Origin of the sequence: Oerskovia flava (assembly GCF_026163685.1) — a bacterium.
Lineage (GTDB): Bacteria > Actinomycetota > Actinomycetes > Actinomycetales > Cellulomonadaceae > Oerskovia_A > Oerskovia_A flava.
Map to the genome: position 1 here is coordinate 1 of NZ_JAOXSR010000005.1, position 23,772 is coordinate 23,772.

Consider the following 23,772-nt stretch of genomic DNA (forward strand, 5'->3'; position numbering starts at 1 on the left):
CCGCCGTTCGACGTCCTACTCCTCGCCGTAGAAGAGGCGTTCGAAGACGACGCGGGCGCGGCGGGCCGTGCGCAGATACCACTCCTCGAGCTCGGCACCGGAGGTGGCCTCGTCGTCGTCCAGGACCCGGGCGAGGCTGGCCAGGGCCAGCCGGTCGTGCGGGAGCACGTCGCTCCCGGCGCCGCCCGTGCGCCCCGACCACAGCACGAGCGCGCTGCGCAACCGGGACGCGAGGTGCCAGGCCTCGCCGAGGATCGCCGCGTCGTCGGGCTCCACGAGCCCCGCTGCCGACGCTGCCTCGAGCGCGTCGATCGTCGAGGTGGTGCGCAGGCCCGGGACCTCGTGGGCGTGCTGGAGCTGGAGCAGCTGGACGGTCCACTCGACGTCGGTGACTCCGCCCCGACCGAGCTTGAGGTGGCGCGACGGGTCGACGCCGCGCGGGAGCCGCTCGGACTCGACGCGGGCCTTGATGCGCCGGACCTCGCGCAGCGTCGCGGCGTCGAGCCCGCCTTCCGGGTACCGCAACGGGTCGATCAGCGCCGTGAAGCGCTCCCCCAGGCCCGTCAGGTCGCCTGCGACAGGTCGCGCGCGCAGGAGTGCCTGGCTCTCCCAGGGGCTCGACCAGCGCTGGTAGTACTCGGCGTAGGAGCCCAGGGAGCGCACGAGCGGACCGCTGCGACCCTCCGGCCGCAGGTCGGCGTCGACGGCCAGCGCCGGCTCCGGCCCGACGGCGCTGAGCAGCGAGCGCAGGCGCGTCGCGACCGCCAGGGCGTAGGTCTTGGCGTCGCTCTCGCTCGCCCCGTCGGCCGCCTCGTGGACGAAGAGCACGTCCGCGTCGGACCCGTACCCCATCTCCCGGCCGCCGAGCCGTCCCATCGCGACGACGAGCATCTTCGCCGGGCCGGGCACCGTCGGGTCGAGACCTGCCGCTTCCTTGGCGGAGAACTCGGCGATGCGCAGACCACCGACGAGCACGACGTCGGCCGCGTCGGAGATGCTGCGCGCGGCCTGCACCGAGTCGATGACGTCGAGCTGTTCCGCGGCGGCGGTCCGGGCGAGCTCGCGCCGACGCACAGCGCGCAGGCTGACGGTCGCCGGCTCCGTGGTCTCGGCGCGGGTGAGGATCGCGCCCGCCTCGGCGCCGAGGCGCTCGGCGCCGCGCGGCATGAGGTCCGGCTCCTCGGCGAGCCACTTCACCGACTCCGGGGAGCGCGCGAGCGCCTCGGCGAGGTACCGGGAGTTCGCGAGCAGCTGCGCGAGCCGATGAGCGGCCGTCCCGGAGTCCCGCAGGAGCTTGAGGTACCAGTGGGTCGCGCCGAGCTTCTCGGACAGGGTGCGGAACGCGAGGAGCCCGGCGTCGGGGTCGGCGCCGTCGGCGAACCAGCCGAGCATCACGGGCAGGAGCTGGCGCTGGATGGCCGCACGCCGGCTGACGCCCTCGGTGAGGGCGACCACGTGGCGCATCGCGCCCGCCGGGTCGCGGTAGCCGATCGCCGCGAAGCGCGCCTTGGCGGCCTCCGGGGCGAGGCTGACCTCCTCCTGGGAGAGCTGGGCCGTGGCGGGCAGCAGGGGGCGGTAGAAGAGCTCCTCGTGCAGGGCACGCACCTCGCGGCGGGTCGCCTTCCACCGGTCGACGAGGCCCTCGGCACCCTCGGCCCGCATGCCGAGGGACCGGGCGAGACGGCGCAGGTCCTCCTGGGCGGTCGGCAGCAGGTGCGTGCGCCGCAGCCGGAAGAGCTGGATCCGGTGCTCGAGCGCCCGCAGGAACCGGTAGCAGACGGCGAGCCTGGCGGCGTGCTCGCGGCCGACGTAGCCGCCCGCGGCGAGTGCGGTGAGAGCCGTGAGCGTGCTCGGGCTGTGGATGGTGTCGTCGCCGCGCCCGTGCACGAGCTGCAGGAGCTGGACGGTGAACTCGACGTCGCGCAGCCCGCCCTTGCCGAGCTTGAGCTGACGGTCGGCCTCCGCGGCCGGGACGTGGTCCTCGACGCGCCGACGCATCGCCTGGGAGTCCTCGACGAAGTTCTCCCGACCGACCGCCGACCACACGAACGGCGACATCGCCTCCTCGTACGCCCGGCCGAGCGCGCGGTCGCCCGCGACCGTCCGCGCCTTGAGCAGCGCTTGGAACTCCCACGTCTTGGCCCAGCGCTCGTAGTAGCTGACGTGGCTCTCGAGGGTTCGCACGAGCGGGCCCTGCTTGCCCTCGGGCCGCAGCGCGGCGTCCACGGGCCACAGGGCCGGCTCCCCCGACGTCCCCGAGCACACGCGGGCGAGCGAGCTCGCCAGCTTGGCGCCGACCGTCGTGGCGTACCCCTCGCTGTAGCCCTCGACGGGCTCGACGACGTAGATCACGTCGACGTCGGAGACGTAGTTGAGCTCTCGACCACCGCACTTGCCCATGCCGAGGACGGCCAGACGGACACCCTCCCCGTGGTCCTCGGCCTCGGCGCGCGCCACGGCGAGCGCCCCCTCGAGCGCCGCTGCGGCGAGGTCGGCCAGCGCCGCTCCGACGGCGGGCATCCGGGTGAGCGGGTCCGCCACGGTGAGGTCGGTCGCGGCGATGCGCAGGAGCCTGTCGCGGTACGCGCGGCGCAGCGCGTCGACGGTCTCCGGGCCCGCCTCGTGCGCGACGGGGACCGGCGCGTGCGGGTCGGCGCCGACCGCGCCGAGCATCTCGGCGCGCACCTCGGACGCGTCGACGCCCGTTCCCGGGGTGGGGTCGGAGAGGATCTGGAGCAGCGCGGGCCGACGGACCACCTCGTCGCCGAGCGCGACCGTCGCTCCCAGCACCGCGAGCAGGCGGTCCCGCGACGTGGGCATCGTTGCCGACTCGCCGGTGCGCTCGAGCCGTCCCGCCCGCCGTTCGGCCCGCGGTGCCGGGGCGTGCAGGACGCCGGCGAGCAGGTCACGGAGCGAGGACTCGGCCGCGGTGGCCTCCGCGAGGCGGACGAGCTGCAGCAGCGCGAGGTCGGGATCGGCGGTCCCGCCGATCGCGTCGACGAGCTCGTCGTCGACGCTCCCGACGGTGCGCAGGAGGTCCTCGTCCTCCAGCAGCGACGCCGACCGGGTGAGGTCGGCGAAGCCGTGGCGGGCGAGCCGACCGGCGGCGGTGGACGGGCGGGCTGTTCCGGACCCGGAGCGCGTGGAGCGTCCGGTCGGCTCGGTGCTGTGCGTCATGGTGGGTGGGTGCGGGTACCGCGTGGCTCGGGCGAGCTCACAGGACCTGCAGGAACCTCTTCAGCTCGAACGGTGTCACCTGGGCGCGGTAGGCGTCCCACTCCAGGCGCTTGTTGCGCAGGACGAAGTCGAACACGTGCTCACCGAGGGTCTCGGCGACGAGCTCGGAGTGCTCCATGATCTGGATCGCGGCGTCGAGGGACTGCGGGAGCGGCTTGATGCCGAGCGCGCGGCGCTCGGCGTCCGTGAGCTCCCAGACGTCGTCCTCGGTCGCCTCGGGGAGCTCGTAGCCCTCCTCGATGCCCTTGAGGCCTGCGGCGAGGAGCACGGCGTACGCCAGGTACGGGTTCGCGGCCGAGTCGAGCGCGCGGTACTCCACGCGGCTCGAGTTGCCCTTGCCCGGCTTGTACATCGGCACGCGCACGAGCGCGGAACGGTTGTTGTGACCCCACGAGATGTAGCTCGGTGCCTCGGCGCCGCCCCACAACCGCTTGTACGAGTTCACGTACTGGTTGGTGATGGCCGTGATCTCCGCGGCGTGCACGAGCAGGCCCGCGATGAACTGGCGCGCCGTCTTGGACAGCTCGAACTGCGCGCCCGGCTCGTGGAACGCGTTGCGGTCGTCCTCGAAGAGCGACAGGTGCGTGTGCATGCCGGAACCCGGCTGGTCGGCCATCGGCTTGGGCATGAAGGAGGCGAACACCCCCTGCTCGAGCGCGACCTCCTTGACGACCGTGCGGAACGTCATGAGGTTGTCGGCCGTGGTCAGCGCGTCGGCGTAGCGCAGGTCGATCTCGTTCTGGCCCGGTCCGGCCTCGTGGTGGGAGAACTCCACCGAGATCCCCATCGACTCGAGCATCGTGATGGCGGCCCGGCGGAAGTCGTGCGTGCTGCCGCGCGCGAGGTGGTCGAAGTACCCACCCTGGTCGACCGGCACGAGGGGCGACTCGGCGTCGGCCGGCTGGTTGAACAGGTAGAACTCGACCTCGGGGTGCGTGTAGAAGGTGAAGCCCTTGTCGCTGGCCCGCGCGAGCGTGCGCTTGAGCACGTTGCGCGAGTCCGCGTGGGAGGGCTCGCCGTCGGGCGTGAGGATGTCGCAGAACATCCGTGCCGTCCCGTGCCGCTCACCGCGCCACGGCAGGACCTGGAACGTCGTCGGGTCGGGGCGCGCGATCATGTCCGCCTCGTAGACCCGCGTCAGCCCCTCGATCGAGCTCCCGTCGAAGCCGATGCCCTCGGAGAACGCCGACTCCAGCTCTGCGGGCGCGACCGCGACCGACTTCAGCATGCCGAGCACGTCGGTGAACCAGAGCCGGATGAAGCGGATGTCGCGCTCCTCGACCGTGCGAAGCACGAACTCCTGCTGCCTGTCCATGCGTACATCCTGCCTGATGTCTGTTTCCTTCGGGTGACAGGACCGCGATGCGGTCCACCGAGGCGTGTCGCTTAGGCTTGCGGCCATGGCTGAACTGCGCATCGCGCTGGCACAGGTCGACACGTGCGTCGGAGACCTCGAGGGTAACGCGGCCACCGTCCTCGCCTGGACACGCGACGCGGCCGCGGCGGGCGCGAGTCTCGTGGCCTTCCCGGAGATGACGCTCACCGGGTACCCGATCGAGGACCTGGCGCTGCGGGCGTCGTTCCGGCGAGCGGCCTGGGCGGCGGCCGCAGACGTCGCCGCGCAGCTCGAGTCCGAGGGCCTGGGGCACGTGACGGTGGTGCTGGGGACAGTCGGCACGGCCGACGCCGCGACCAGGCCGCGAGGTGCGGGCGCGGCCGAGCGGGAGGCCTCAGGGTCCCCGGGCGACCTGCCGACCAACCGCGCGGTGGTGATCTCCGGCGGCTCCGTCGTCGCCTCCTACGACAAGCACCACCTGCCCAACTACGGCGTCTTCGACGAGTTCCGCATCTTCGCCCCCGGCACGAGCCCGTGCGTGGTCGACGTCGAGGGCCGGCGCGTGGGCGTCGTGATCTGCGAGGACATCTGGCAGGACGGCGGCCCGGTCGCGCAGATGGCGGCCGAGGACGTCGACCTCCTGCTCGTGCTCAACGGCTCGCCCTTCGAGGAGGGCAAGGGACACGTGCGCACGGACCTCGCCGCGCGGCGCGCCCGCGAGACCGGGGCGCCGCTCGCGTACGTGAACCTCACGGGCGGCCAGGACGACCTCGTGTTCGACGGCGGGTCGTTCGTCACGGACGCGACCGGCACCGTGGTCGCCCGCTCGCCCCAGTTCGCCGAGCACCTGCTCGTGTGGGACCTCGCGGAGACCGGACCTGTTCCCGTGCCGGGCGCCGGACGCGCCCTCGCGCCGCTGCAGGACTCGGACGAGGAGGTCTACCGCGCCTGCGTCGCCGGTCTCGAGAGCTATGTCCGCAAGAACGGCTTCCGCAGCGTCGTCCTCGGCCTCTCCGGCGGCATCGACTCCGCCCTCGTGGCGGCGATGTCCGCCGACGCGGTCGGCGGACGCAACGTCGTCGGGGTCTCCATGCCCTCGCGCTACTCCTCGGAGCACTCGAAGGACGACGCGGCCGACGTCGCCGAGCGGATCGGCGCCGACTACCGGGTCCAGCCCATCGGGCCGATGGTCGACGCGTTCGAGAGCCAGATGGCGCTCGAGGGCGTGGCGGCGGAGAACCTCCAGGCGCGCGTGCGCGGCATGATCCTCATGGCGCTGTCCAACGCCGAGGGACACCTGGTGCTCGCCACGGGCAACAAGTCCGAGCTCGCCGTGGGCTACTCGACGATCTACGGCGACGCCGTCGGCGGGTACGCGCCGCTCAAGGACGTCGACAAGTCCCGGGTGTGGGCGCTGGCCCGCTGGCGCAACAACGCCGCGCTCGACGGCATCTTCGGCCCCGACCGGATCCCCCCGATCCCGGAGAGCTCGATCACCAAGCCCCCCTCGGCCGAGCTCCGCCCGGGCCAGGTGGACCAGGACTCACTGCCCCCGTACGACCTGCTCGACGAGGTCCTCGACGCCTACATCGAGCACGCCGAGGGCCGCGCCGAGCTGCTCGCGCGAGGATTCGACCCCGGCGTCGTCGACAAGGTCGTCAGCCTCGTCGACCGCGCGGAGTGGAAGCGCCGCCAGTACCCGCTCGGCCCGAAGGTCACCGCGCTCGCGTTCGGGCGCGACCGGCGCCTGCCGATCACGTCCCGCTGGCGCGAACCTCTCGACTGACCGGGGGCCTCGCGCCCTCCCCGCACCCGACCACCGAGCGACCACGACGCGAGTTCATTGGAGAACGAAGACCATGTCCGCACACCTGCCAGCGCACACCTCCTCCACCGGCGGCTCGCCCGCTCCCCGGCGTGTGCGCGTGCACCACCTGGCCGAGGCGAAGGCGCGCGGCGAGAAGCTCACCATGCTCACCGCCTACGACGCCGTGACAGCGCGCATCTTCGACGGCGCCGGCATCGACATGCTGCTGGTCGGCGACTCGATCGGGAACACGATGCACGGCCACGCGACCACTCTCCCCGTGACGGTCGACGACATGATCCCGGCGGCGCGGGGCGTCGCCCGCGCGACCCGGCGCGCCCTCGTCGTCGTCGACCTGCCGTTCGGCTCGTACGAGGCCGGGCCGGAGCAGGCGCTCGCGACCGGCGTCCGGATCCTCAAGGAGACCGGCGCGCACGCCGTGAAGATCGAGGGCGGCAAGCGGGTCGCCGCGCAGATCCGGGCCCTCACGGATGCCGGGATCCCCGTCGTCGGGCACCTGGGCTTCACCCCGCAGTCCGAGAACCTGCTCGGCGGCCCGCGCGTCCAGGGTCGTGGCGACGACGCCGCTGAGGTGCTCTCCGAGGACGCCGTCGCGGTGGCCGAGGCGGGCGCCGTGGCGCTCGTCCTCGAGATGGTGCCGGTCGAGGTCGCGGCCCGCGTGACCGAGATCCTGCGCATCCCGACGATCGGCATCGGCGCCGGGGTGCAGTGCGACGGGCAGGTCCTCGTGTGGACGGATCTCGCCGGCATGACCGAGTGGTCACCCCGGTTCGCGAAGCGGTTCGCCGAGATCGGGACGGCGCTCGGTCAGGCGGTGGCCGACTACGCCGCCGAGGTGCGCGACGGCTCCTTCCCGGACGACGACCACAGCTTCGCCCAGTAGCGGCGGAGCAGCTACGGCGTGACCGGCGCCCCCGTGGCCCAGCGCACCACGCCGGCGACGATCGCGTCCGCGTAGCGCTGGCGCCCGGCGGTGGACTCCATCACGGCGGCCTCCTCCGCGTTGCGCATCTCGCCGAGCTCGACGAGGACCGCGGGACGACGGGCGTGGTTGAGTGTCGCGAGGTCTCCACGGGAGGACAGCGCGGCGGCGAACACCGGGCTCGGCGGGAACCCGGCGTCCGCGAGCGCCTCGACGAGGTCCTCGGCCAGGCGCAGGCTCTCCGCCTCGTGCTGCGGGTCGCCCGGCGGGTCGGCCACGACGACGAAGAACCCTCGCAGCGAGGTGTCGGTGCTGCCGTTCGCGTGCACCGACACCACGAGGTCCGCGTCGTGGTCCTGGCCGACCGTCCCCCGCTCGTCCACGCACGGGCCGACCCCCGTGTCGTCGGCCCGCGTCCGCACGACGTCCGCGCCGAGCGCCTCCAGGCCCGCGGCCGCGCGCTCGCTCACGTCCCAGTTGAACGCGTGCTCAGGGTAGCCGGCGGCGGTCGACGCACCCACCGTGTTGCACGCCTTGGTGCCACCGCGCCCGTCCGGCACCAGCGCGTTGACGAGCGCCGGGTTGCGGCCGTTCGCGCCGTTGTGGCCCGGGTCGAGCGCGATGCGCACCCCTGCGAGGGGCGGCTCGGAGCGGTCGGTCACGACGTCCGACGTCGCCGCCCTCCGTGCGACGACCTCGTCAGGAACCGTGGTGAGCACGCTCTCGGAGGTCTCGGCGGTGTCGACGGCGTCCCGGCCCGACGGGTCGTCGGCGGGATCGCCGGAGCTGCCGACTGCCAGCGCGACGAGGAACGTCACGACACCCACGAGCAGCCCGGCGAGCAGGACGGCACCCCAGGTGGCCCATCGCCCGCGCTGCCCGCGCCGGTCACCCGAACCGGCGTGCGTCACTCCTCGCGCTCGCGGCGGTCTTCCTCGTCCCACGCCTCGCTGCGCTCCCGCGCGGTGGCGAGGGCGTTCTCCGCCGCCTCGCGCGTGGGGTAGGGGCCCATGCGGTGCGTCCACGAGGCGACGGGGCCCCTGGCCACCTCCCCCGTGCGGGTGTCGTAGTAGAAGTCCTCGGGCTCCCCGGGTTCGTCCGGGTCGACGTCGTGTGCGGAGTTCATCCCTCGATCCTCCCTCACCGGCGGCGCCGTGGCAGCCCCCGCCCGTAGACTGCTGGTCATGCCCGTCCAGGACACCGCCCGTCCCACCGCCACGGCGACGCGTCGCGGCCCGCTCGTCCCGGGGGTCGTCGGACCACCGCGCCAGGTCCCCGCCTCGATCCGCCGGCCCGAGTACGTGGGCCGCCCGGCCCCCGCACCGTTCACCGGTTCCGAGGTCAAGGACGCCGAGACCATCGAGCGCATCAGGACCGCGGGCAGGATCGCCGCGCAGGCGTTGGCCGAGGTCGGGCGTCATGTCGCGGTCGGGGTGACGACCGACGAGCTCGACCGCATCGGGCACGAGTTCCTCCTCGACCACGGCGCCTACCCCTCCACCCTCGGGTACCGGGGCTTCCCGAAGTCCCTGTGCACCTCGGTCAACGAGGTCGTCTGTCACGGCATCCCGGACTCGACCGAGCTCGTCGAGGGAGACCTCGTCAACGTCGACATCACCGCCTACCTCGACGGCGTGCACGGCGACAACAACGCGACGTTCGCCGTCGGCGAGGTCGACGAGGAGACCGCGCTCCTCATCGAGCGCACCCGGGAGTCCCTCGACCGGGCGATCCGGTCCGTCGCTCCCGGCCGGGAAGTGAACGTGATCGGTCGGGTCATCGAGAAGTACGCGCGCCGCTTCGGGTACGGGGTCGTGCGCGAGTACACGGGCCACGGGGTCGGCGAAGCGTTCCACTCGGGCCTCGTCATCCCCCACTACGACGCGGCACCGGACCACGCCACCGTCATCGAGCCCGGCATGGTGTTCACCATCGAGCCCATGCTCACGCTCGGCAGCGCCGGGTGGCGGACGTGGGACGACGGCTGGACGGTCGTCACCGAGGACGGTTCCCGCACGGCCCAGTTCGAGCACACGCTCGTCGTCACCGAGTCCGGAGCGGAGATCCTGACGCTGCCATGAACTCTCACAAGTCCCCTCGCACGAACACCCCTGACCATCCCCTCGCCTTCGGGATCGACATCGGCGGCAGCGGGATCAAGGGTGCGCCGGTCGACCTCGCCACGGGCGAGTTCGCCCAGGAGCGGCATCGGATCGCGACCCCGCAACCGTCGACGCCGCGCGCCGTCGCGGAGGTCGTGCACGAGCTCGTGGACGCTTACGACCTCCCGACCGAGGTGCCGATCGGCGTCGCGTTCCCTGCCCCGATCCATCACGGTGTCATCCGCTTCATCGCGAACCTCGACCAGTCGTGGACCGGTGTTGACCTCCCCGCGCTGCTGGCGCAGGAGACGGGCAGGCGTGTCGTGGGCATCAACGACGCCGACGCCGCCGGTGTCGGCGAGGTGCGCTACGGAGCAGCACGAGACGCGCAGGGCGTCGTCCTCGTCGCGACGCTCGGCACGGGCATCGGCAGTGCCCTCCTCGTCGACGGGACCATCGTGCCCAACACGGAGCTCGGCCACCTGGAGATCGACGGGTTCGACGCCGAGACCCGCGCCGCCGACTCGGCGCGCAGCCGTGAGGACCTGTCCTGGGAGGAGTGGGCCGGCCGGCTGCAGCGGTACTTCGGTGTCGTGGAGGACCTGCTCTCCCCCGACCTCATCGTCATCGGGGGCGGCGTGAGCAAGCACCACGAGAAGTTCCTGCCGCTGCTGCACCTCCGCGCGCCCGTCGTGCCCGCTACGCTGCGGAACGCCGCAGGGATCGTCGGAGCGGCGGCTCATGCAGCGGGCGGGTCGCAACTCGCCTGACGAGGCGGCGCTCGCCGGACCCGGTGGACCCTGCCGTCGCTCAGCCGGCCCGGGCCTGGGAGCGCTGGCCTGCGGACCGCGCGGGCACGTCACCGGTGGTCTGCGGGAAGATCCCGATCACACCGAGCATCTCGAGGACGTCGGTCACCACCGTCGGCGGGTTGCGCAGGACGACCTCGAGGCCTTCCTCGGTCCCGATCGTGTAGAACTGCACGAGGAAAGCGATTCCCGTGGAGTCCATGAAGGTGACCTTCGACGTGTCGATCACGACCGGAAGGTCTCGGTCCAACGCGTTCGCGAGCGCTGCGCTCGCCTCGCTGCGCAGGGCGACGTCGATCTCGCCCCACATGTCCACGACACTGGCGTCACACTGCTCGAGCAGCGTGATCCCGCCCGTCTCAGCACCCGTCATGCCTGCCACCGCCCCGATCCGTGTGCGACTCCGGCACCCACCAGGCTCAGCGACGATGGGCACCGCGGGAACGACTCGCCCGTTCAGACGTACCGCCCCCAGTGCTACCCCGGCGACCCGGACTCCCCGGTCGTGCGAGAGTGCGGCCCGCTACGTCCTGAGGTAGCACTCATCAGGGTACCCCAGGAAGAAGCCCAGGTGGGGTCTTTCAGGCCAAGCCTTTACCCGAACGCCTGACAGTGCTCCGAGGGCGGTAGAAGGTTGAAGATTCACTCACTATCTGGACACCTGTCCAGCGCCACCGGGGTCCCGACCCGCCGGACGGACGGGTGGGGACCCCGGTCTCGTCACCCGGTGTTCTGCAGTCCGGCGGCCACACCGTTGACCGTGAGCAGCAGCAGGTGCTGCACCTCGTCCTTCTGCTGCCCCTCGGCCCCGGCGCGCAGGCTCCGCAGCGCCCGGACCTGGAGGAGCGAGAGCGCGTCGACGTACGGGCTACGGAGCTGGACGGCGCGGCCGAGCACGCGGCGGTTCGCGAGCGGCCACGCGTTGCCGGTGATACGGAGGACCCAGTCCCGCGTCAGCCGCAGCTCCGTCAGCACGAGCTCGGCGAGGTCGTCCCGCTCGCCGAGGGCTAGGTACCGCTCGGCGATCCGCTCGTCCGTCTTCGCGAGGGACATCTCGACGTTGTCGATCAGCGTCGCGAAGAGTGGCCACTCCCGGTGCGCCTCACGAAGCTCCTCGAGGTCACCGAAGGCCGAGAGCGCGGTCCCCAGCCCGTACCAGCCCGCGAGGTTGATGCGCGCCTGGGACCAGGAGAACACCCACGGGATCGCCCGGAGGTCCTCGAGCGACTCGACGCTCAGCCCACGGCGCGCCGGCCGGGACCCGATCGGCAGCAGACCGACCTCCTCCAGAGGGGTGACCTGCGCGAACCACTGCGGGAAGCCGTCGGCGCGCACGAGCTCGTGGAACCGGTGCCGCGACGTCTCGTCGAGCTCCGCGGCGAGCCGACGGTAGCGCTCGGTCGCCTCGGCGTTGCGCCGCTCGGTCGTCGGCGCCGACGCGAGCAGCGTCGCCGCCGCGACCTGCTCGATGTGTCGCGAGGCGATCTCCGGGTCGCCGTAGCGGGCGAGGATGACCTCGCCCTGCTCGGTGAGCTTGAACCGGCCGTCGACCGAGCCCGGCGGCTGGGCCAGGACGGCACGGTTCGCGGGGCCACCACCACGGCCGAGGGCACCGCCGCGGCCGTGGAAGAGCGTGAGCGTGATGTCGTGGCGCTGTGCCCAGGCGGCGATCCGGCTCTGGGCACTGTGCAGCGCGAGTGTCGCCGAGACGGGGCCGACGTCCTTGGACGAATCGGAGTAGCCGAGCATCACCTCGACGCGGCGGCCGTTCTGCGCGAGCCGGTGCTGGACCTGGGGAAGCGTCAGCATGGACTCGAGGATGTCGACGCTGGCCTCGAGGTCCGCGAAGGTCTCGAACAGCGGGATCGCGTCGATGACGGGAGCCTCGGACGGCTCGGCGAACGCGAGCTCCGCGAGCTCGTACACGGCCGCGAGGTGCTCGGGCTTCTGGGTGAACGAGACGATGTAGCGGCGCGCGGCCCGGTGCCCGTAGCGCTGCTGCACGGAGCCGAGCGCCCGGAAGGTGTCGAGCACCTCTCGAGTCCGCTCGGAGAGCTCGCCGTGCACGCCCTTCTCGGCGATCTCGGCGAGGGCCGCGGCGTGCACCTGCGAGTGCTGGCGCACCTCGAGCTCGGCCAGGTGGAACCCGAAGGTCTCGACCTGCCACACCAGCTGCTGGACGTCGCCGTAGGCGGCACGCTGCGCACCGGCGGCGAGGAGGGAGTCCTGCACCACCCGCAGGTCCGCCTCGAGCTGCTCCGGGCCTACGTAGGCGAGGTCCGCGTCCCGGGCACGCGTGGCGGCGATCCGCTCGGCCACGACGAGCATCACCGCGCGGTGCGGCTCACCCGGCGACGCCGCCGCGGCCGCCACCGTCACTGCTTCCGAGAGCTGACGCTGACGCTGCCACAGGGCGCGCAGGCCGTCGGAGGCGGGGGTGCCCTCCTGGTCGAGCGTGAGCTGGCGACCGATGCGGCGCGTCTCGTGCTCGAGCGCGGCGAGCGCCCGCTCGGACGCGATCGCCGCGGCCTGCCGCGTCACCTCCGCCGTGACGTTCGGGTTGCCGTCCCGGTCCCCGCCGATCCACGTGCCCAGCGAGACGAACGGACGCACGAGGGGCTCCTCGCGGCCCGCCCGGTCCCCGAGCAGCCAGTCGTCCAACCGGCGGTACACCGCGGGGAAGACGTCGAAGAGCGTCGCGTCGAACACCCCGAGCGCGGTGCGCACCTCGTCCAGGGGCGACGGCTTCTGCTCCCGGACGGGGGCCGTCCGCCACATCGTGTCGATCTCGGCGATCAGCCGGCGGTCGTTCTCGGCGAGCGAGGTGCCACCGAGCCTGCGTCCGTCGCGCTCGTCGAGCAGGTTCGAGATGCGCCGCACCGCTCCCGAGACGGCGCGGCGCCGGGCCTCGGTGGGGTGTGCCGTGAGGACGGGGCGGAACTCGAGCGCACGCAGTCGGCGGAGCGCCTCCTCGTGCCCGACCTCGGCAGAGAGCTGCTCGAACGCCTCGGGCAGCGAGTCGTCCGGCGTGATCGCCCGCGTGGCGAACTCGGCCTCGCGCTCGCGCAGCACGCGTACCCGGTGGTACTCCTCGGCGAGGTTCGCGAGGTGGAAGTAGCAGGTGAAGGCGCGCGCGACCTGCTCGGCCCGCTCGAGGGACAGGCCCTCGACGAGCTGTTCGGCGGTGGCCAGTGCGTCGCTGCCGGGCTCGTCGTAGGCGCGGATGACGAGCTCACGGAGCTGCTCGACGTCGGCCAGCAGCTCTGGTCCGCCCGTCTCCCGCAGGACCGTGCCGAGCAGGCCTCCGAGGAGGCGGACGTCGTCGCGCAGCGGTCCGGGGACGTCGTGGCGGGCCAGGACGCGCCCGGAACCGTTCGGCGACTCGAGGGGGAGGTTGTCGTTCACGGGCACGAGCGTAGGGGAACCTGCCGGGGCGCCGCAGGGGTGTCCGACCGGTGACCGGCCCGACGAGCGCGCCACCTCGCGGGAGGTGCGGAGAAGCGCCGGGCGAAGGTGACGCAGGTCACCGCTCGTCATGACATGCTGGGCGGGCTGCAACGACGCAGCCACCCGGGCGCCGGCACCCGCGGCTCTCGGGCGCGAGCGACGAAGGAACCACCATGAGCGACCTGACCTACCAGTACATCGCCGTGGCGATCTACTTCGCCGGCATGCTGGTGATCGGTTGGTACGCCTTCCGGCAGACCAGCGACCTGGACGACTACATGCTCGCAGGCAGAGGCCTTCGGCCCGGTGTCGCGGCCCTCAGCGCGGGTGCCTCCGACATGTCCGGCTGGCTGCTGCTCGGCCTGCCTGGCGCCATCTACGTCGCAGGCCTCGTGGAGGCGTGGATCGCCATCGGACTGACGATCGGGGCGTGGCTCAACTGGAAGTTCGTCGCTCCCCGGCTCCGCGCCTACACGCAGGTCGCGAACAACTCGATCACGGTGCCGAGCTTCCTCGAGAACCGGCTCCGGGACAGGTCCCGGCTCCTGCGCGTCGTGTCGGGCGTCATCATCCTCGTCTTCTTCACGTTCTACGTGTCCTCCGGCATCGTCGCCGGCGGCGTGTTCTTCGAGGAGTCCTTCGGGTCGACATACCTCTTCGGCATGCTGCTCGTCGCTGGCGTGGTGCTCACGTACACCCTCTTCGGAGGCTTCCTCGGCGCCACCCTGACCGACGTCGCCCAGGGACTGCTGATGGCGGCCGCGCTCGTCGCGGTGCCGATCGTCGCGATCTTCTCGCTGGGCGGGTGGGGCGAGACCACGGCCGCGATCAGCGAGGTCGACCCGGACCGCCTGTCGCTGTTCGCCGGCGGCAGCATCGTCGGCATCATCTCGGCCGCGGCGTGGGGGCTTGGCTACCCCGGGCAGCCCCACATCATCGTGCGGTTCATGGCGCTGCGGTCGTCCGCGGACGCCAAGGCCGGGCGCCGGATCGGCATCGGCTGGATGATCCTGTGCAGCGCAGGAGCGATCCTCACCGGCCTCGTCGGGATCGGGTACTTCCAGCGCAGCGGCGAGACGCTCGCCAACCCCGAGACCGTGTTCCTGCGGCTCTCGCAGATCCTCTTCCACCCGTTCATCGCGGGACTGGTCCTCGCCGCCGTGCTCGCCGCGATCATGAGCACGATCTCGAGCCAGCTCATCGTGTGCTCCTCGGCGCTCGTCGAGGACCTGTACAAGATGGTCGCCAAGCGGTCCGCGACGCCCCGCCAACAAGTGGTCCTGGGGCGGCTCGGCGTCCTCGTGGTGGCGGTCGTCGCCAGCCTGCTGGCCCTCGACCCCGGTGGCACGATCCTGCAGCTCGTCGCCTTCGCCTGGGCCGGGTTCGGCGCGTCGTTCGGCCCGGCGGTCCTGCTGGCGCTCTTCTGGCGGAAGCTGTCGGCCACCGGCGCGCTCGCGGGCATGGTCGCCGGTGCGGTGACCGTGATCGTCTGGAACCTCACGGGCCTGAGCGACGTCATGTACGAGATCGTGCCCGGCTTCGTGGTGAACGTGATCGTCGCGGTCGTCGTGAGCACCTTCACCTACCGCCCCGACCCGGCGATCGAGCGGGAGTTCGACGAGGCGCGCGAGATGGCCGCCGCCTGACGTGGAGCCGAGCGCCCTGGTGTCAGGAGGCGCGCTCGGCGACCGCCGGACGGTGCGCCTCCACCAGCAGGGCGCGCAGCGCATCCGCGGGCAGCGCCCCTTGGATCCGTGAGGTAGCCCTCCGCGAGCGACCCGGGCTCCGTTGCGTACGCCGTCGTGCAGGCAGCCCTGGGGCATTGGCGGACGACCCGCGAGCGGGCGGGGACTGCGCGGGTCAGAGCTGCGCCCTGGCGCCAGGTATTGATGCTGACCGCCAGGGCGTCGTCACGGTGTGTGCAGCAGTCCCCTTTTCGCTTCTCGGGTCGACGGCGTGAGCCGGGAGTGCTTCACTCGAGAACATGGCGACTACGCGTGACGAGCGCAGAACAGCGCTGTTCGGCAACCGTTTCCTCACCGAGGAACCGCCCTCCAGGATGTTCCCGACCACCGGTATGAGTCCTACTGACACCATGCGGATGCTGGGCGAGGACCTGGCTCTCGAGGGCGACCCGATGCGCAACCTGGCGACCTTCGTCACGACCTGGATGGAGCCAGAGGCGCAACGGATCATCGCCGAGAACCTGCATCGCAACTTCATCGACCACGCCGAGTACCCGATCTCCGCGGAGATCGAGCAGCGATGCGTGCGGATGCTCGCCGACCTGTTCCACGCGCCCGGCGAGACCTCCGGGTGCCGCACCCAGGGGTCGTCAGAGGCGATCATGCTCGGCGCGCTCTCGCTGAAGTGGAAGTGGAAGGAGCGACGCAAAGCCGCCGGGCTTTCCGTCGAGAAGCCCAATCTCGTCTTCGGTGGCGACGTGCATGTGGTCTGGGAGAAGTTCTGCCGCTATTTCGACGTCGAGCCCCGAATCATCCCGCTGGCGGAAGACAAGTACACGATCGGCCCCGATGACGTGGGCCTCCATCTCGACGAGAACACGATCGGAGTCGCCGCCGTCCTCGGCACCACCTTCACCGGGCACATGGACGACATCGTCGGGATCAACCAGCTGCTCCTGGATGTAAAAGGCGACCGTGGGCTCGACATCCCGCTGCACGTCGACGGTGCCAGCGGGGGCTTTGTCTGGCCCTTCCTCTACCCCGACACGAAGTGGGACTTCCGGCTCGAGCAGGTGCGATCCATCAACGTCTCCGGCCACAAGTACGGTTTGGTCTACCCCGGAGTCGGCTGGCTGATCTTTCGCGAGGAGTCCGACCTCGCCCAGGACCTTGTCTTCTACGAGAACTACCTCGGCAAGACCGACGCGACGTTCACGCTCAACTTCTCCACCGGCGCGGCCATGGTGCTCGCCCAGTACTACAACTTCGTTCGCCTCGGCCGCGAGGGCTACACCTACGTGATGAGCCAGATGCAGCAGAACGCCCGGGTGCTGGCGGACAATCTGCGCGCCACAGGAAGGTTCGAAGTGATCGGCGACGATGCCGAGCAACTGCCGCTGGTCGCCTTCCGGCTCGCGGGGGACCACGTCGGGTACGACGAGTCCGACGTCGCCTGGCAGCTCTCGGCAGAACGCGGCTGGATGGTGCCGGCGTACACGCTCCCCCCGAACGCGGAGGGCGTGAAGATCTTGCGTGCGCTGGTCAAGGAGACGATGAGCCGAGCCCAGGTCGACCGATTGACCCAGGACATCGTGGATGCCTGCGAAACCCTTGACCTCAAAGGCGGCGCGCACCCCGCTGAGCGCAAACGGGCAAAGACCGGCACCGGCTACTGACGAACGCGCGTCATCTCCAGCCGTCGCCGCGAGCCGGATGTCCGCGAGTCCGAGGCGTCGCTGGGCAGTGTCGCCGAACGCGTCGGCTACGTCTCAGAGTTCGTTCGCCAAGGCTTTCAAGCGCGAGCATGGCCTGGCACCAGGACGGTATCGGCGACAGGCACGTCCGACAGCCAGGACCACCCGAGCCAACGACGGGACCTGACGGAAGCGCAGCTCCGCATGCTCCCGCTCCTGGATCCCAGTCGCTCGGGTCATGCCGGCCCATCGTCGGGCAGGGCGTGCATGCACCTCCGGCCCGGGGCGGCGACCCGGAGGCGGACGAGTCGGTCGGTACGCCGGGTTCTGTCCCCGCGCGCGGTCACCCCCGCGCGGGTGACGGTCATCCATCTACGACGTACGTTGCCGTACGCCTCCAGCGGTCTACCCGGGAGCTCGGGCGGGCCGCCCTCGAACGCTCCCTGTCTGACCTTGCTCCAGGTGGGGTTTACCGAGCCGGACCAGTCACCTGGTCCGCTGGTGGTCTCTTACACCACCGTTTCACCCTTACCGTGCGCGTCGAGACCGAAGCCTCGACCAGCACGGCGGTCTGTTCTCTGTGGCACTGTCCCGCGGGTCACCCCGGGTGGGCGTTACCCACCACCTTGCCCTTCGGAGCCCGGACGTTCCTCGGCGGCGCCGAGGCGCCGACGCGACCGTCTGACCGACTCGTCCGCAGGTCCCAGCCTACCCGGCCCGCGCCTCCACCTCCGACGGCGGTCCGCCGCTCGGGCGCCCAGGTCACACCGTCACGGGGTAGCTCAGCGCCAGCTCGTCGCCGCTCACGCCGCGTATGCCCCAGTTCTCCCGCCGCGTCTCGAGGATGACGATCTCGAGGTCGGCGGGAGCGAGCCCGAGGGCAGGAGCGACGTCGTCGTACATCGCCGCCACCAGTGCCCGCTTCGCGCGCTGCGTGCGGCCGGGGAAACAGACGATCTCGACGACGAGGTACGCCTCGCTGCGCTGCGGGACGACGAGGTCGCCCTCCTCGAGGAGGAGGAAGCGGTGGAAGCGCTTGTCCGGCGGGAGCTGCCAGGCGCCGACCAGGGCGGCGTGCACCGCGTCCGAGACCTCGAGGCGTCGTGCACCCCAGACCGTCCGAGAGCCGTAGATCTTCACCTGTGCCACGGACCTGAGCGTAACGGCCGACGCCGCGCACGAACAGGGGTGACGCACCCCACGTCGTAGGTCCCGCCCCGCCCGCGTCCCGGCCACGGCACGCGACCTACAGTGTCGGGGTGCTGCTGCTGCTCCCCCCGTCCGAGGGCAAGACGCCCGCGCCCGCCGGTGCCTCACCGGTCGACCTGGCGGCTCTCACCTCCCCGGGCCTGACCGCCCACCGTCGGGCGGTGCTCGACGCGCTGATCGCCGTGAGCGCCGCCGACGACGCGTACGTCACCCTGGGCGTCAGTCCCGGCCTGGCGGACGAGGTGCGGCGCAACACGGGGCTGCGGTCGGCGCCGAGCGCGCCGGCGGCGACCGTGTACACCGGGGTTCTCTACGCGGCTGCAGGCCTGGCGGACCTCGGGCCCGCCGCCGCACGGCGGGCGACGGACTCGGTCCGGATCGTCTCGGCGCTGTGGGGCGCGCTGTCCCCCGCCGACCGCATCCCTGCCTACCGGTTGTCGATGGCGACCAACCTGCCGGGGACCGGCCCCCTCGCGGCCTCGTGGCGCCCCCACCTCGCCGACGCGCTGGACGAGCGGGCGACGGACGACGTCGTCGTCGACTGCCGGTCGTCGACGTACGTCGCCGCGTGGCGACCCCCGCGCGGGTCGGCGTGGGTGAGCGTCCGGGTGCTTCGTGAGGTGGCGGGTCGGCGCAGCGTCGTCTCCCACCACGCGAAGCACACGCGGGGTGTGCTCGCGCGCCACCTGCTGCACCGCGAGCAGGAGGTACGCACCGCCGACGACCTCGTGTTCGCCGCCCGCGAGCTCGTCGGCGGCGAGCTCCTGGACGCGGACCTGCGGACCGGCCGCGGCGCGCAGGTGCTCGAGCTCGTCGTCGGCTGACGCGTCCGCGACCTCAGAGGTCGCTGGGGCAGCCGACCACGGTGGCCTCGGTGAGACCGTCCTCCCACCACCGCAGGATGCTCACGGAGCCCGGCGGGATCCGTAGGCCTGACCAGCGTTCCGGCGGCGCGTCCAGCGCCCGTCCGACGGCGGCCCGCACCTGCACGGCGTGCCCCACGACGACGACGGTGCGGCCCACGCCCTGCGCGACGAGGTCGCGCAGCCCGGCGACGACACGCTCCCCCACGTCGGCGACGGACTCACCGCCCGGCGCCCGGACGGTGCCCGTCATGAGGAACTGCTCCGGCTCACCGGGCCACCGCTCCGCGATCTGGTCGGAGGTGAGGCCCTCCCACCGGCCGAAGTCGACCTCGGCGAAGCGTGCGTCGGTCGTCACCGGAAGGCCGACGCGGCGGCCGACCGCGGCCGCCGTCTCCTGCGCGCGCACCATCGGCGAGGCGACGATCGCGCTGGGTCGCGGCAGGTCCGGCCACACCTCGCGGCCGATGCGGTGGACGAGGTCGGCGGCCTGCGCGGCCTGGATACGGCCCCGGGACGTGAGCGACGGACCGGGCACCGAGGAGCCCGAGTACGCACCCGCGACGGTCAGGGGTGTCTGCCCGTGCCGCACGAGGACGATCGTCAGCGGCTCGTGCCCGTCGAAGCGGACGCGGGCGCCGTGCGGGCGCGTGGTGGGGACGGGCTCCTGCTCGGCGGGCGGCCCGCCCGCGCTCTCGCGCCACAGGTCCCGCGCGATCTGCTCCCTGGTGTCCATCGCCTCGTTGGCCAGGGCGTCGGCCGCGGAGTTCTCCGCGCGCGGGATCCACGTGTAGTCGACCTGGGAGGACGGCAGCACCGCCGCGGCCTCCCGCGCCAGGCGGCGCATGTCCTCGTGCTTGATCTGCCAGCGGCCGGACATCTGCTCGACGACCAGCTTGGAGTCCATCCGGACCTGCACCCGGGCGTCCGGGTCGATCTCGGCCGCCGCCCGCAGGCCGGCGACAAGACCGGTGTACTCCGCGACGTTGTTGGTCGTCGTGCCGAGGAACCCGGCACGCTCGGCCAGCACCCTGCCCCCGAGCCCGTCGCGCACGAGCGCGCCGAAGCCGGCGGGCCCGGGGTTGCCGCGCGAGCCGCCGTCGGCCTCGACGACCAGGGTCGAGAACCGCTGCGCACCCACCGCGCTACTTCTCGAGACGGACGACGATGTGGCCGTAGTCCTCGAGCCGCACGACCTCGTCGGGCGCGGCCTCCGTGATGGCCGCGAGCTCGGCCGAGGCGAGGTCGACGTTCAGCCCGTCGAACGTCCGCCCGCGCAGCGAGACCACACCGCGCCCGCCGTTCTGGTCGCGCACGCGCTCGTACAGCGCGAGCAGTGGGGCGTCGAGCCCGTCGGTCACCGTCGCGCGCTCGGCGCGCACCGTGGCCAGCTCGCCGTCGACCTCTGCGAAGCGCGCGTCCCGCTGCGCCTCGACGTCGGCGCGTGCGGCGACCAGCTCCTGGTTCGCGGTCTCGAGGCGTGCGAGGGCCTCCTCGTGCGCCTCCAGGCGCTCCATGACGTCGAGCTCGATCTCCTCGAGCGCCGCCTGGCGCCGCGACAGCGACTCCAGCTCGGCGACGAGCGCCTGCGCGTCCTTGGCCCCGACCTGGCCGCCGTCCAGCCGCGACTGGTCGCGGGCGGCACGGTTGCGGACCTGCTCGACGTCGGCCTCGGCCTTCGTGAGCTCACGCCGCAGGTCGCTCACCGCGGTGCGCGACTGGACCAGCGAGCTGTGCAGGTCACTGATCTGCGCCTCGAGCTCGGTGATCCGGGCAAGCTCCGGCAGGTTGCGGCGGCGGTGCGCGAGCTGCTGCGCCCGGGTGTCGAGCGCCTGGACCTCCAGCAGCCGACGCTGGTCCTCGGGAGGTGCTGTGGCCACAGGTACGTTCCTTTCGATGCAGTTGTGCCGCGGGGCGGCCTCAGATCCGGGCGGTCCACGGGTCGGTGCTGCGGGTGCTGACCCGCGTCTCCACCCGGAGGTCAACCGTACCGGTCGACGCAGCAGCACCGGACCCGAGCCGGGCGACGAGGTCCTGCGCCGCGTAGGTCAACCACGACCACTCGCTCGCGAAGTGGGTGACGTCGACGACGAACGGCGTGCCCGACGGCCCGCGCTCGAACTCGGCCCGTTCGCGCAGCTCGGACACCGGGTGGTGGCGCAGGTCGGCGGTGACGTAGACGTCCGCGCCGCTCGACCGCACGGCGTCGAACAGCGAGTCGCCCGACCCGCCGACGACGGCCACGGTCTCGACGGTCGCATCGAGGTCGCCCGCCACCCGCACGCCCTGGGCGCTCGCGGGCAGCGCGCCCGCGACGTGCTCGGCGAAGGTGCGCAGCGACGTCGGGCGCTCCAGGCGGCCCACCCGGCCCGTGCCCGCCGCACCCTGCGGGTCGGCGTCGGCCGGGAGCGGGACGAGCGGAGCGCGGTGGGAAAGCCCGAGGGCGTCGGCGAGGGCGTCGGCCACACCGCGGCGCGCGGCGTCGGCGTTGGTGTGCGCGACGTAGAGCCCGCACCCGCCGCGGACGAGCCGGTGCACGAGGGCGCCCTTGAAGGTCGTCGCCGCGATCGAGTGCACGGGCTTGAGGAACAGCGGGTGGTGGGTGACCAGCAGGTCCGCGCCCCACTCGAGCGCCTCGTCGGCGACCGTGCTCACCGGGTCCACCGCGAAGAGCACCTTGCGCACGGGAGCGTGCGGGTCCCCCGCGACGAGCCCGACGGCGTCCCACCCCTCAGCGGTCGACGGCGGGTAGAGCTCCTCGAGCTCACGGACGACGGCACCGAGGGTCAGGGGATCGCTCACCACCGCAGCGTATCCGCCGTGGTCCGGCGCGTGCTCGGGCGGGGACGCTACTTGGCCCGGTCGTAGCTCTCGACGACCGCGACCGTCAGCGGGAAGTCCACGGGCAGGTCGCCGAAAAGGAGCCTGCCCGCCTCGGCGGCGGCCTCGCGGACCTGCACCGCGACCTCGGCGGCGTGCTCGGCGGGGGTGTGCACGATGAGTTCGTCGTGCAGGAAGAACACGAGGTGCGCCCGGTCGGTGAACGGCGCGGGGGCGCCGCCCGGCCGTGTCGCGGGTGGCAGCGCCCACAGCCGGGTGCGCAGCGAGGCCATCCAGCACAGCGCCCACTCCGCCGCGGTCCCCTGGACCACGAAGTTGCGGGTGAACCGGCCCCAGGCCCGGGTCTGGGCCCTCGCCGCGTCCTGGGCGTCCGGCGGCGCGTCGAGCCCGTAGGCCTCACCCTGCGCCTCCTGCCACGCCGACCCGGGACGGGGCGAGGTCCGTCCCAGACGGGTCGAGACGACTTCGCCGCGCTCCCCGGCGCGGGCCGCCTGCTCGACGAGCTCGAGCGCACGGGGGAACGCCCTCGCCAGCCGCGGCAGCATCCGACCGCTCTCGCCCGTCGTGCCGCCGTACATCGCGCCGAGCATCCCGAGCTTGGCCTGCTCGCGCGTCGCGACCGCGCCAGCGTCGACGATGCCCTGGTACAGGTCTCCGCCCCGGCCCGCCTCCGCCATCTGCAGGTCGCCCGCCATCCCCGCCAGGACACGCGGCTCGAGCTGTGCGGCGTCGGCCACCACGAACGTCCAGCCCGGGTCCGCGACCACGGCCGAGCGCACCTGGTGCGGAAGCTGGAGCGCGCCGCCGCCGTTGGCCGCCCAGCGACCCGTCACCACTCCCCCGACGACGTACTCGGGCCGGAAACGTCCGTCGGTGACCCACTGGTCGAGCCAGTTCCACCCGTTCGCCGTGAGCAGGCGGGACAGCTTCTTGTACTCCAGCAGCGGTGCGACGACCCGGTGGTCGAGCTTCTCCAGCTCCCACTGACGGGTGCTGCGCGCCCCGACGCCCGCGTACTGCAGCGCCCGCAGCAGGTCGGGGTGCGAGTCCGGGTTGAGGGCGGGCGACTCGAGGATCTCCCGGATCCGCACGGCGAGCTCCTCGAGCCGTGCCGGGCGCTCGCCCGGTCGCGGCCGGGGACCGAGGGTGGCGGCCAGCAACGCGTCGTGGACGTCGGCCCGCCACGGCAGACCCGCGTGGGTCAGCTCGGCGGCCACCAGCGCCCCGGCCGACTCGGCCGCGAGCAGCAGGCGCAGACGGCCCGGATCGGTCGACGCCGCGACCGCCGCGAGCTGCGCCCGCACCTCGTCGACGGGATCGAGCGCCGGCGCGGTTCGCGGGGCGGGCAGCAGGTCGAAGAGGGCCTCGACCCCGCCGGCGGGTGGGGGCGGCGCAGCGGGCACCGGGCGGAGCTCGTCCCACCCGCTCGGCGGTGCGGCCGCGTACGGGGTCGCGGCGGTCAGGCTCGAGCGCCGCAGGATCGCACGCGCGAGGCGCAGGTCGTGCGCCCGCTCGACGCGCCGGCCCGCCGCGAGCGCCTGCGGGTACCAGAGGTTGGTGTCGTCCCACACCCAGCGCGGCGCCGGGCCCGGCGCGCCACCAGCCTGTCCGGCGAGGTCGGGCCAGTGCGTCGCGGGGTGCGTCGTACCCACCGGACCGGACGGGTCGTCCGTCGCCGCGGCGTCGGGCACGAGGGTCCGCACGCGCACGGCGGAGGGGTCGGGCCGATCGACGACGAGCACGAGGCGAGTCTGCCGCACGCGACCCACACACGACGGCCACCGGACCCGACCTGGCCG

General features: G+C 72.7%; 18 protein-coding genes and 1 other RNA gene. 7 read left to right on the top strand and 12 right to left on the bottom strand.

Annotation, left to right across the window (positions count from 1 at the left end; all coding sequences use genetic code 11):
• Nucleotides 1–15: 15 nt before the first annotated feature.
• Together OHL10_RS09645 and OHL10_RS09650 are read right to left on the bottom strand one after the other, a co-directional pair.
• Nucleotides 16–3,177 (bottom strand): bifunctional [glutamine synthetase] adenylyltransferase/[glutamine synthetase]-adenylyl-L-tyrosine phosphorylase, encoded by a 3,162-nt coding sequence (locus OHL10_RS09645; protein WP_265521999.1) that lies wholly within the window; start codon nt 3,175–3,177, stop codon nt 16–18.
• Nucleotides 3,178–3,214: 37 nt separating this feature from the next.
• The gene (locus OHL10_RS09650; RefSeq protein ID WP_265522000.1) at nt 3,215–4,552 is read right to left on the bottom strand and encodes a glutamine synthetase family protein; all 1,338 of its coding nucleotides are present in this window, start codon (nt 4,550–4,552) and stop codon (nt 3,215–3,217) included.
• Between the two features lie 85 nt (nt 4,553–4,637).
• On the opposite strand from OHL10_RS09650, the gene OHL10_RS09655 reads away from it, so the two are divergent.
• The gene (locus tag OHL10_RS09655; protein ID WP_265522001.1) at nt 4,638–6,359 is read left to right on the top strand and encodes an NAD+ synthase; all 1,722 of its coding nucleotides are present in this window, start codon (nt 4,638–4,640) and stop codon (nt 6,357–6,359) included.
• Between the two features lie 73 nt (nt 6,360–6,432).
• Complete coding sequence (gene panB, locus OHL10_RS09660; protein ID WP_265522002.1) at nt 6,433–7,284, top strand: 3-methyl-2-oxobutanoate hydroxymethyltransferase; 852 nt, start codon at nt 6,433–6,435, stop codon at nt 7,282–7,284.
• Nucleotides 7,285–7,295: 11 nt separating this feature from the next.
• Here the strand turns inward: panB and OHL10_RS09665 are convergent, their stop codons facing one another.
• Both OHL10_RS09665 and OHL10_RS09670 read right to left on the bottom strand, forming a co-directional pair.
• Nucleotides 7,296–8,234: an N-acetylmuramoyl-L-alanine amidase gene (locus OHL10_RS09665; RefSeq protein WP_265522003.1), complete on the bottom strand. Its 939-nt coding sequence runs from the start codon at nt 8,232–8,234 to the stop codon at nt 7,296–7,298.
• Entirely contained in the window at nt 8,231–8,449 is a 219-nt protein-coding gene (locus OHL10_RS09670) for an SPOR domain-containing protein (protein WP_265522004.1), read from the bottom strand. The genes OHL10_RS09665 and OHL10_RS09670 overlap by 4 nt, the downstream gene beginning before the upstream one ends.
• 58 nt (nt 8,450–8,507) lie before the next feature.
• On the opposite strand from OHL10_RS09670, the gene map reads away from it, so the two are divergent.
• Together map and ppgK are read left to right on the top strand one after the other, a co-directional pair.
• Nucleotides 8,508–9,404, top strand: a complete 897-nt coding sequence (map, locus tag OHL10_RS09675) for a type I methionyl aminopeptidase (RefSeq protein WP_265522005.1) — start codon at nt 8,508–8,510, stop codon at nt 9,402–9,404.
• Nucleotides 9,401–10,195: a polyphosphate--glucose phosphotransferase gene (gene ppgK, locus OHL10_RS09680; RefSeq protein ID WP_265522006.1), complete on the top strand. Its 795-nt coding sequence runs from the start codon at nt 9,401–9,403 to the stop codon at nt 10,193–10,195. The genes map and ppgK overlap by 4 nt, the downstream gene beginning before the upstream one ends.
• Nucleotides 10,196–10,235: 40 nt before the next feature.
• Here the strand turns inward: ppgK and OHL10_RS09685 are convergent, their stop codons facing one another.
• Together OHL10_RS09685 and OHL10_RS09690 are read right to left on the bottom strand one after the other, a co-directional pair.
• Entirely contained in the window at nt 10,236–10,607 is a 372-nt protein-coding gene (locus OHL10_RS09685; protein ID WP_265522007.1) for an STAS domain-containing protein, read from the bottom strand.
• A 347-nt stretch (nt 10,608–10,954) separates the two neighbouring features.
• The gene (locus tag OHL10_RS09690; RefSeq protein WP_425498989.1) at nt 10,955–13,639 is read right to left on the bottom strand and encodes a phosphoenolpyruvate carboxylase; all 2,685 of its coding nucleotides are present in this window, start codon (nt 13,637–13,639) and stop codon (nt 10,955–10,957) included.
• A gap of 215 nt (nt 13,640–13,854) precedes the next feature.
• Between OHL10_RS09690 and putP the strand changes: the two genes are divergently transcribed.
• Nucleotides 13,855–15,327 (top strand): sodium/proline symporter PutP, encoded by a 1,473-nt coding sequence (gene putP, locus OHL10_RS09695; RefSeq protein ID WP_322645544.1) that lies wholly within the window; start codon nt 13,855–13,857, stop codon nt 15,325–15,327.
• 338 nt (nt 15,328–15,665) lie between these two features.
• Complete coding sequence (gene gad, locus OHL10_RS09700) at nt 15,666–17,042, top strand: glutamate decarboxylase (RefSeq protein WP_265522008.1); 1,377 nt, start codon at nt 15,666–15,668, stop codon at nt 17,040–17,042.
• A gap of 318 nt (nt 17,043–17,360) precedes the next feature.
• Here the strand turns inward: gad and rnpB are convergent.
• Together rnpB and OHL10_RS09710 are read right to left on the bottom strand one after the other, a co-directional pair.
• Nucleotides 17,361–17,753: RNase P RNA component class A (gene rnpB, locus OHL10_RS09705), an RNA gene on the bottom strand.
• A 69-nt stretch (nt 17,754–17,822) separates the two neighbouring features.
• Nucleotides 17,823–18,209, bottom strand: coding sequence for a tautomerase family protein (locus OHL10_RS09710; protein WP_265522009.1), 387 nt, complete (start codon nt 18,207–18,209; stop codon nt 17,823–17,825).
• A 110-nt stretch (nt 18,210–18,319) separates the two neighbouring features.
• Between OHL10_RS09710 and OHL10_RS09715 the strand changes: the two genes are divergently transcribed.
• Nucleotides 18,320–19,093: a YaaA family protein gene (locus OHL10_RS09715; RefSeq protein ID WP_265522010.1), complete on the top strand. Its 774-nt coding sequence runs from the start codon at nt 18,320–18,322 to the stop codon at nt 19,091–19,093.
• Nucleotides 19,094–19,106: 13 nt separating this feature from the next.
• Here the strand turns inward: OHL10_RS09715 and OHL10_RS09720 are convergent, their stop codons facing one another.
• Genes OHL10_RS09720 through OHL10_RS09735 form a run of 4 tightly spaced genes read right to left on the bottom strand, consistent with a single transcriptional unit; the run spans nt 19,107 to nt 23,715 of the window.
• Nucleotides 19,107–20,273: a bifunctional RNase H/acid phosphatase gene (locus OHL10_RS09720; RefSeq protein WP_265522011.1), complete on the bottom strand. Its 1,167-nt coding sequence runs from the start codon at nt 20,271–20,273 to the stop codon at nt 19,107–19,109.
• Nucleotides 20,274–20,277: 4 nt separating this feature from the next.
• A complete protein-coding gene (locus tag OHL10_RS09725) occupies nt 20,278–21,012 on the bottom strand; it encodes a zinc ribbon domain-containing protein (protein WP_265522012.1) in 735 nt (244 codons plus the stop codon).
• A gap of 40 nt (nt 21,013–21,052) precedes the next feature.
• On the bottom strand, nt 21,053–21,934 hold the full coding sequence (locus tag OHL10_RS09730) for a Nif3-like dinuclear metal center hexameric protein (RefSeq protein ID WP_265522013.1): 882 nt from the start codon (nt 21,932–21,934) through the stop codon (nt 21,053–21,055).
• A gap of 47 nt (nt 21,935–21,981) precedes the next feature.
• The gene (locus OHL10_RS09735) at nt 21,982–23,715 is read right to left on the bottom strand and encodes a bifunctional 3'-5' exonuclease/DNA polymerase (protein ID WP_265522014.1); all 1,734 of its coding nucleotides are present in this window, start codon (nt 23,713–23,715) and stop codon (nt 21,982–21,984) included.
• Nucleotides 23,716–23,772 lie beyond the last annotated feature (57 nt).

Coding starts and splice junctions, on each gene's coding strand:
- gad (WP_265522008.1), top strand. CDS start 15,666: ATGGCGACTACGCGTGACGAGCGCAGAACAGCGCTGTTCGGCAACCGT.
- OHL10_RS09650 (WP_265522000.1), bottom strand. CDS start 4,552: ATGGACAGGCAGCAGGAGTTCGTGCTTCGCACGGTCGAGGAGCGCGAC.
- OHL10_RS09685 (WP_265522007.1), bottom strand. CDS start 10,607: ATGACGGGTGCTGAGACGGGCGGGATCACGCTGCTCGAGCAGTGTGAC.
- ppgK (WP_265522006.1), top strand. CDS start 9,401: ATGAACTCTCACAAGTCCCCTCGCACGAACACCCCTGACCATCCCCTC.
- OHL10_RS09670 (WP_265522004.1), bottom strand. CDS start 8,449: ATGAACTCCGCACACGACGTCGACCCGGACGAACCCGGGGAGCCCGAG.
- panB (WP_265522002.1), top strand. CDS start 6,433: ATGTCCGCACACCTGCCAGCGCACACCTCCTCCACCGGCGGCTCGCCC.
- map (WP_265522005.1), top strand. CDS start 8,508: ATGCCCGTCCAGGACACCGCCCGTCCCACCGCCACGGCGACGCGTCGC.
- OHL10_RS09655 (WP_265522001.1), top strand. CDS start 4,638: ATGGCTGAACTGCGCATCGCGCTGGCACAGGTCGACACGTGCGTCGGA.
- putP (WP_322645544.1), top strand. CDS start 13,855: ATGAGCGACCTGACCTACCAGTACATCGCCGTGGCGATCTACTTCGCC.
- OHL10_RS09645 (WP_265521999.1), bottom strand. CDS start 3,177: ATGACGCACAGCACCGAGCCGACCGGACGCTCCACGCGCTCCGGGTCC.